General features: G+C 69.2%; 5 protein-coding genes and 1 tRNA gene. 2 read left to right on the top strand and 4 right to left on the bottom strand.

Features of this window, described 5'->3' with window-relative positions:
* Positions 1-68 precede the first annotated feature (68 nt).
* Positions 69-3,620, top strand: coding sequence for a ricin-type beta-trefoil lectin domain protein (locus tag ABZW10_RS14335; protein ID WP_355364061.1), 3,552 nt, complete (start codon positions 69-71; stop codon positions 3,618-3,620).
* Between the two features lie 175 nt (positions 3,621-3,795).
* Here ABZW10_RS14335 and ABZW10_RS14330 read toward each other — a convergent pair whose 3' ends face one another.
* Positions 3,796-3,927: a hypothetical protein gene (locus ABZW10_RS14330; protein ID WP_355364058.1), complete on the bottom strand. Its 132-nt coding sequence runs from the start codon at positions 3,925-3,927 to the stop codon at positions 3,796-3,798.
* An 873-nt stretch (positions 3,928-4,800) separates the two neighbouring features.
* Here ABZW10_RS14330 and ABZW10_RS14325 point away from each other — a divergent pair.
* A complete protein-coding gene (locus tag ABZW10_RS14325; RefSeq protein WP_355364055.1) occupies positions 4,801-5,787 on the top strand; it encodes a tyrosine-type recombinase/integrase in 987 nt (328 codons plus the stop codon).
* A gap of 390 nt (positions 5,788-6,177) precedes the next feature.
* Here the strand turns inward: ABZW10_RS14325 and ABZW10_RS14320 are convergent.
* The 3 genes from ABZW10_RS14320 to ABZW10_RS14310 form a co-directional block, all read right to left on the bottom strand.
* Positions 6,178-6,251: transfer RNA gene (locus ABZW10_RS14320), tRNA-Pro, on the bottom strand.
* A 136-nt stretch (positions 6,252-6,387) separates the two neighbouring features.
* Positions 6,388-7,593 (bottom strand): MFS transporter, encoded by a 1,206-nt coding sequence (locus tag ABZW10_RS14315; RefSeq protein WP_355364423.1) that lies wholly within the window; start codon positions 7,591-7,593, stop codon positions 6,388-6,390.
* Positions 7,594-7,821: 228 nt separating this feature from the next.
* A complete protein-coding gene (locus ABZW10_RS14310) occupies positions 7,822-8,301 on the bottom strand; it encodes a MarR family winged helix-turn-helix transcriptional regulator (protein ID WP_355364052.1) in 480 nt (159 codons plus the stop codon).
* Positions 8,302-8,529: the final 228 nt, after the last annotated feature.

Below are 8,529 nucleotides of genomic sequence, written 5' to 3'. Positions count from 1 at the left end.
CCGGTGGTACCGCTACGCCCGCCGCGCCAGCCCAGCCGGAGCCGGCCCGCACGCCTGCGCAGCAGGCCGTGTTCGACGCCATCTCAAGGGCCAAGGCGACCGGCAAGCCCGCCGTGGTGGACTTCATGACGACCGAGTCGTCGAAGACCGTGGCGAACCCCGACGGCACCTTGAGTACCACGGACAACGCCCAGCCTGTACGCCTCAAGCGCGACGGCGCGTGGACCGACATCGACGCGAGTCTGAGGGCCAACCCCGATGGCAGTCTCAGCCCGGCCGCATCCCCCACCGCCGTGACCTTCTCGGGAGGCGGCTCGGGGGCGATGGCGACCGTGGCGACCGCGGACGGTAAGGAACTCTCCGTCGGGGCGCCCTTCGTCCTGCCCAAGCCGTCCGTGGACGGTGGCACCGCCACCTACGCGAACGTGCTGCCGGGCGTCGACCTGCAGCTGACCGCGCTCGAGGTCGGCGGCTGGCGGGACGTGATCGTCGTTCACACCCCCGAGGCCGCCGCCAGCCCCGCGTTGAAGAGCCTGCGCTTCCCGATCAGCGGCAAGGGCCTGACCGTCGCCGCTGACGACCAGGGGCAGATCGAGGTCAAGGACGAGTCGGGTGCCGCCCGGTTCCGCTCGCCCGCGTCACTGCAGTGGGACTCCACCCGGTCGGCCGCTGCCCCTTCGGCTCCGGCCGCCAAGTCCTCCGGCTTCGCGGCGGCAGCTGCCGCAGGAGGTGCTGACCTCCAGCCCGCAGGCACGCCGTCCAGCGCCGAGGGGCCGGGGGACGGCGCCAACGTCGCCGTCATGGGCACGAAGGTCACCGGCGGGGCCATCGAGTTGACGCCCAACGAGCAGGCGCTGGGTGCCGGTAGCGGGCCCTGGTACCTGGACCCGTCGCTCACCGCGGTCACGAGCGGGATCCAGGGCTCGGTCGAGGTGCAGGAGAACCACAAGGGCTACGAGTACTACAACAAGAAGACCAACCTCGCGACTGGCTTCTGCGGATACCACAGTCCCGACCCGAACCAGGACTGTGGTGACGAAGGCCGTCAGCGCGCGTACTTCCAGTTCGCGGTCAATCCCGCCATCTACACCACCGTCGGCGGCGCCGACTCTCCGCCCGTTCTCTTCAGCTCGACCCTCAACGGTTCTGTCACCAGTGCCGCCAGTCCCAGCACTCAAACGGAGCTCGGGGTCTACTGGGCTCCCACGGCGATCCACGATCACAGCAAGTGGACCGACCAGCCCTGCGGGTACGCGAACAAGAGCGCTGTCATGGAAGGCTGCGCATTCGTCGGCAGCCAGGTCATCACGGGCAACGGTGGTCCACTGGCTGTCGACGTCACCAACATGATGAAGCAAGCCGCCGCCGGCAAGTGGGCTGCCTGGACCGTCGGCATCGCCCCCAGGGCCAGCGAGATGGAGAAGCTCTACCGGCACCACCTCGACAGCAAGCCGAGCGTCACCACCACCTATGACATCGCGCCGACGATCTGGCACCCGCGGACCAGCCCGACCCCTGGCTTCGCCAACGCCGGCGGCGCCGAATGCACCAGCGGTGGAACCCACCCCTGGGACAACCCCGGATGGATCGGCAGCAACCAGAACATCTACCTCTACGCCAACAGCTTCTCCCCGAGCGGCCTCCCCCTCCGCACCATCTACGAGCTCTGGGACGACAATTCCGATTTCCGCTTCAACGACGGCCGTTGGGGGGGCGCCTACAACAACCCCGCCGAACCGGTCTCGCCAGGACCGCTCAGCGACGGCCACCAGTACGGGTGGTACGCCCAGTCCACCGACACCCTGCTCAGCTCTCAGACGAGCGCCTTGTGCTACTTCCGCATCGACCGCACCAACCCGCGCGTCAGCATCCGCTCCGACGACTTCCCGCCGGCCGGCACTCCCAACCCCAATCCGTCCAAGTACATGAACGACTGGGGTGCTCTGTGGATCTACGCCGACGACCCCGCTCCCGCCCCCGGACTCCAGGCCTCCGGCCTCGCCTGCCTGCGCGTCAGCACCGACCCGACGCCCGTCGTCGGCTGGCGGTGCGGTGACAGCGGAACCTACGCTCCGGGAGAGCCGTACTACTACCAGGCACGCAAGTGGGGTATCAACACCGTCTACGCCTGGGCCATGGACATCGCGGGCAACTACAGCCAGACCGCCCTCTACAACTTCTACGTCCCCTGGCGTCCCGGCACCCAGCCGCTGTTCGGTGATGTGGACAACGACCAGAAGCCCGACATCGTCAGTGCCGACCAGAACGGCAACCTCCGTGTAATCGGCGGCACCGCCGATCCGGTCAGCTCGATCGCCGCAACCTCGATGGCGGCTCCCGGCGCCAACGACCACGGCGCCACGTGGTCCGACTTCCAGCTCAGCCACCGAGGGAGCCTGAGCATCGGGGACTCCGTCGATCAGATCATCGCCCACTACAACGGGCCGGTCACCAACGAGAACAAGCTCGCGGACGCGCTCTACCTCATCCACAATGACGGCTCAGGGCAGTTCGACAGGCTCGTCTCCGGCGAGATCAAGCGTCCCGACACCTGCACGACGTACGGCACCAACGCACCGTGCGATGCCTACCACGGTACATGGAGCCACGCGTCCCAGGTCCTCGCTTTCGGCACGCCCTCAGGTGAAGCCGTCGCGCCCAAGCCCAGCGGCAACCACGAGCCCGTCTTCACGACCCAGACCTCGATCCTGACCCTCGAAGACGGGAAGCTCTACCTCTTCGAGGCCAACGGTCTGTCCGACAATGTCGCCACCGCGACGCTCATTCCCACCACGTCCGGCAGCTGGACGGACCTCGAACTCATCAACCCCGGTTCCGCCAACGGCCCGACGACCAAGCCCGGCACCAACAAGCCCGCCAACCAGCCCACCCTGTGGGCCCGTAGCCGCTCCACCGGCGCCATCACCGCCTATCCGCTCGGCTGGAACGCCGACCGGACGGTCAACTTCTCCGCACTGACCAAGCCCGACGAGGGCATCCCGCTCCTCACCGGGGCCGGACTCAAGGGCGGCTCCCACCCGCGCATCGGTGCGGGCGACCTCAACAACGACGGCTACTCCGACCTCTGGGTGATCGACAACACCAACGCTCTCGCGATCTTCCCCGGAACCGGCACTACCAGCACAGCGGGCAAGGTCGACAGCTTCGGCCCCTGGGCATTCGCCGGCTACGCCGACGCGAGCGTGTCCATCCACTCCGGACTCGCCGACTGGCTCTGCGCCGACGCCGTCGGCGGCCCACGCCCCGGAGCCGAACTCGCCGTCTTCGCCTGCTGGCAGACGGCCAACCAACGCTTCAACTTCGCTAGCGACGGCACCGTCCGCAGCGGCAGCTTCTGCCTGTCCGCCAAGGACAACGCACTGACCAACGGCACGCGCGTGGTCCTCGGCCTCTGCACGGGAGGCGCCGGACAGAAGTGGAGCATGCGACCCGACGGCCGACTGTTCATTCCCGGCACCGTCAACAACGACAGCCCCGGAGGCAAATGCCTCGAACTGCCGGCGTGGGCAACCGACCAAGGAACTCGACTGGGTATCTGGGACTGCCCCGGACTCCAGGACAACCAGCGCTGGACCCTCCAGCCCGAACGAACGCCCTGACGTGATCGACAGGCAAAAAGCGGTGAAGTGAGCCGTTCTTGCAGACATGGGGGCCCTGGCTTCGGCCAGGGCCCCTTCCATATTCCTCGGATCCCCTGCGCGAAGACTGCGGCTGCCAACCAGGGCCACGAGAATGGAAGCCATCGCCCCGGCCAGCACGTCCGTAGACCGTTGGTCAGCTCCACCACCACCCGTCGCAGCGTCGCTTTCGACTGATGCGGGCTATCCACCGGCTGGAGAACAGGCGAACGAACTCGACGACGAGGACGGCTTCGGCGACGATGAAGACCAGGACGATGACGAGCACACCGGACAGCCCGGCATAGGCAACAGCCGATTCGCCCGTCTCGTCCGCGAAGCCTCAGCCGCCAACCGCGACCGGCTCATCTGTCCGTCCGGCTCGACCGCACGAGTAGCACCTCCGACCCACCCACAACCTCCGCGAGGACACGTCCGCACACGGGACCCGCCGACGCCGTGCCTCCGACGTCGGCACGCCCACCAACCTCGCCCCGGAGCCAGTGGCGACCCGCCCATCCGAGCCGCTTCTCAGTGGCACTGCGTAGCCGAATCGAGGTCGCGAAACTTTCCATATCACTTGCGTGAGCCACCGTCAATAGCAAGCGCCACAGGCTTTCCGCTGGCACGACCCCGGCTTCGGCCCCCTTCGGGGCACGCCTCGGGACTCTCGGTTACGCACGGTAGTAATTTCCGGGTACTCACACCGTCCGTCCGAAATGACGAGACCGTCTCCCGTTCATTGGCCCGCCCAGGTGCGGGTCCTCACCGCGAGCCACAGGTCAGGGGCCTGATTCGGCGTTGGTGATCGCATGGTGGTCGCAGACAACCCTCCGGACCGTTGCACCGGTAGCCTCCGCGAGCCGATCAAGAGCCAATGACCGCTGGAGGAACAGGAAGTGCGCACGTCAGGACGGCCAGGGCGGGTCTACCGCCGCTGCGGGTGTCGGGACGCCGACCGGCGCCAGCTCGGAGCAGCGTGTCCGCGCCTGGCCGAAGAGGGGCACGGCACATGGACGTTCGCCGTCGACATCCCCTCTCTCACGGGCCGACGGCGCACGATACGTCGCGGCGGTTTCGAGGACGAGTGGTATGCCGAGACGGCGCTGCGGCGCTTCCTCGAAGGGCGGCAGCTGGGGTTCGACGCCGACCGCACGAGACGGTGGCCGCCTATCTCACGAAGTGGCTCAAGGGCATGGAGTTCCTGCTCAAGCGCACCACCTACGCCCGCTACCGCACCTACGTGCTCTGCGAGTTGATACCCGTCTTCGGCAAGCTTCGCCTGGAGGACCTCGCCCACGACCACATCTCCGCCTACGCCCACGAGCAGCTCGACGCCGGCCGCGGACGCCAGGCCGTCTACCACTGCCTCGCGACCCTCTCCAGCGCCCTCGGCACCGCCGTGCGCACCCACCGCCTGCCCTTCAACGCCGCCCAGCCCCTGCCCATGCGCCGGCCCCGCCCCGACGAACGCATCCCCTGGACCGCGGAGCAGGCCGTTGCCTTCCTCTCCCACTGCCGAAACGTCGACCCCGCCTTCGCCGACCTCTTCGAGGTCATCATCGGCACCGGACTGCGCAAGGGCGAGGCACTCGGCCTCCAGCGCCCGTGCGTGCGGCTGGATGACCGCGTCATGTACATCCGCCACACCCTCTCCGCGGTCGACAACCACGAACTCGTCCTCACCCCGCCCAAGACCAGGAAGAGCCGCAACTGGGTACCCCTGTCCGAGCGCGTCGCCGCAGCCCTCCAGCGCGCCATGGACCGGAGCACCGCCACCGTCAACGGCCACGTCTTCCAGGGCCCCGACGGCCAGCCCCTCCACCCCGCCGCCGTCCGCCGGCGCTTCCACGAGCTGCGCGAACAGGCCGCACTGCCCCACGTCACCATCCACGACCTGCGCCACCTCGCCGCCACCCTCGCCCTGGAGGGCAACGTCTCCATGGCCGTCATCTCCAAAACATTGCGGCACTCCACCCTGTCGACCACCGCGAACATCTACAGCCACCTGACCTGGGACGTCGCCAGGGCCGCCGTGAACACCATCGAGGCAAGGCTCCACCTCGTCGAAGCCCACACCCGGCACGACCCGGACGCCCCCGCCCACGACGCCGGCCTGCCGAACCCGCCGTTCCACCAAGCGGCCTGACGGCCCCACCGCTGCAGACGGCTCAGCGCTCCTGGGCGCTCCGACCACCAGGCCGACAAGCAACCGTATTCCCGGCTCATAACTGACACCCGATAAACGTGCGGCCCGTCGAAACAGATGACGCCGCAGGTTCCGTCGGCATGCCTGTTTCCCACGAATCCGGGACCGTTTCCGCGCCGAAGAGTCGACCAGTCCACGATCGACGGCACGCGGGTTCCCAGATGAATGAACAAATGCCCCGTCACGACCAGGTCGGAGGGGCCAGGCCTGCGGAAACGTGCCCGGCGAGGCGATGTGAACGAGCGTTCACGACCACATTGCGACCACCAAAGGAAAAAAGCCACTCCTATCGTTTTGATAGAAGTGGCTTCCGACCTGCGAAAAAGCCGGTCGGGACGACAGGATTTGAACCTGCGACCCCTTGACCCCCAGTCAAGTGCGCTACCAAGCTGCGCCACGTCCCGTGGTCTCGTGGCCCTGGGCAGAGCCTGGGGGGCTCGGCCTTTGGGTTTCTCGACCTTGTCGGCCGGTTGTCCCGGCGACGAGGAAAACAATACAGCACGTCGGGGGGTGCTCGCTGCAGGGTTGTGGGGGTGGGGGTCAGGGGGTGGGGTGGCGGGCGTCGTAGCGGAGGAAGGCGGGGCGGCGGGCGGCGAGGAGGAGGATGGCGGCGACGCAGGCGAGGCCGCCGCTGACGACGGAGACGGCCGGGCTGGTGAGGGAGGCGATGGCGCCGGACTCGAAGTCGCCGAGGCGGGGGCCGCCGGCGACGATCACGATGAAGACGCCCTGGAGGCGGCCGCGCATCTCGTCCGGGGCGGCGACCTGCATCATCGTGTTGCGGAAGATCATGCTGATGGTGTCGGCACAGCCGGCGGCGGCGAGCAGGAGGAGGCCGAGCCAGAGGTTGCGGACCAGGCCGAAGGCGGCGATGGCCAGGCCCCAGGCGATCACGGCGGCCAGGACGGCGGCGCCCTGGCGGTTGATGCGGCCGACCCAGCCGGAGAAGAGGGCGCCGGTCAGGGCGCCCACGGCGGGGGCGGCGGCGAGCAGGCCGACGGTGCGGGCGTCGCCGCCGTAGAAGGTGACAGCGAGGGCCGGGAAGAGGGCGCGCGGCATGCCGAAGATCATCGCGGCCAGGTCGGCGAGGAAGCTGGTGCGCAGGTTGGGCTGGTCGCGCAGGAAGCGGAGGCCGTCGAGGACGGAGGCGCGGCCCTTGCGCTCGCCGAGCGGCAGCATGGTGGGCAGGCGCCACATGGCGTAGATCGTGGCGCCGAAGGCGACGGTGTCGACGAGGTAGGCGACCTGGACGCCGTAGGCGCCGATGAGGACGCCGCCGAGCATGGGGCCGACGGTGAGGCCGAGGTTCATGCTGACGGTGTTCAGGGCGTTGGCGGCGGGGAGCTGGCGGGCAGGGACGAGGCGCGGGATCATCGCCGAGCGGGCGGGCGAGGCGAGTGCGAAGAAGCCGGCTTGGAGGGCGACGGCCGCGTAGAGGACCGCGACGAGGCCGAGGCCCGCGAGCGCCTGGGCGGCCAGGACGGCGGAGACGGCGGCGAGGCCGGCCGCGCCGATCAGGCCGAGGCGGCGACGGTCGGCGGTGTCGGCGATCGCACCGCCGTAGAGGCCGAAGGCGACCAGCGGGACGAGGGAGAAGAGGCCGACCAGGCCGGTCGCGAAGGTGGAACCGGTCAGGTCGTAGACCTGGACGGAGACGGCGACGGCCGTCATCTGCTGGCCGATCGAGGAGACGGACTGCCCGAACCAGACCCGCCGGTAGTCGGCGTGGTCGCGCAGCGGGCTCAGGTCGGCGAAGGCACCACGGGCAAACCGTCGGTACCAGGCCGGGGAGGGGGCGACGGAGGGGCCGGTGGAGGGGGCGTCGGAGGGGGTGGGCGGTGCGTCCCCGTCGGCCGCGGAATTGGCAGGATGATTGGTCGACACAGTGCTCCATCGTCGCGCCGCCCGCCCGCGCCGCGGACACCGGGGTGCGTTTGCGGCGGCTTGATCGCGACTCCGCCGCCGCCCGTCCCGTCAGCGCGGTCCGACGTTCTCCAGGATCCGGTCCAGCAGCGTCGCGAGCCGGGCGACCTCCCCGTCGCTGAGGCCCTTGAGCATCTCCTGCTGGCTCTTGACCGCGACGGAGGAGATCCGGTTGTACATCTCCTCCCCGTCGGGCGCGATCTCCACGGTCGCAGCCCGGCGGTCGGCGCCGGTGCGCTTGCGCACGACCAGGCCGCGCCGCTCCATCGACTCCAGGTGACGGGAGAGTGTCGGGCCCTCGATGCTCAGGTACTGGGCGAGTGCGCGCTGGATCATCGGACCCTCCAGCTTCAGGGCGGCCAGCACCGTCCATGCCGCGAAGGTCGCCCCCGACTCCGCGAGGCGCTCCTCGAAGAACGCCCGGCAGGACTTCGCGGTCAGGTGCAGTTTCGGCGCGACGCTGCTCCGCAGCCACGTCGGACCGGCGTCCGCCTCGGCAGCGACCCGTTCTTCGCTCTGCCGGCCGGGCATCCGAACCTCCCATTCGTCACGAAATCCTCTGCGAAGCGTAGCGCCGACCGGTGTCTCGACCAGCCCCGGGCGGTGGCCCCCGCCGAACCCCGGTCACCGCCCCACGCAGAAGGGGCCCGCACCGTGGTCGCACGGATGCTGTTGGCTAATTCGGGCTCTGTTTCGCCCCGTCGACCTTGTGGTCGGCGGGGCGAAGTGCTGCGAAGTGGCTGGTGCGGGTGCGGGCCC

Origin of the sequence: Kitasatospora sp. NPDC004723 (assembly GCF_040609255.1) — a bacterium.
Classification (GTDB): Bacteria; Actinomycetota; Actinomycetes; order Streptomycetales; family Streptomycetaceae; genus Kitasatospora.
This window is presented reverse-complemented; position numbering and strand designations above follow the sequence as displayed.

What these genes read in the sequence shown, in the direction of transcription:
- ABZW10_RS14310 (WP_355364052.1), bottom strand. Translation starts at nt 8,301, where the DNA reads ATGCCCGGCCGGCAGAGCGAAGAACGGGTCGCTGCCGAGGCGGACGCC.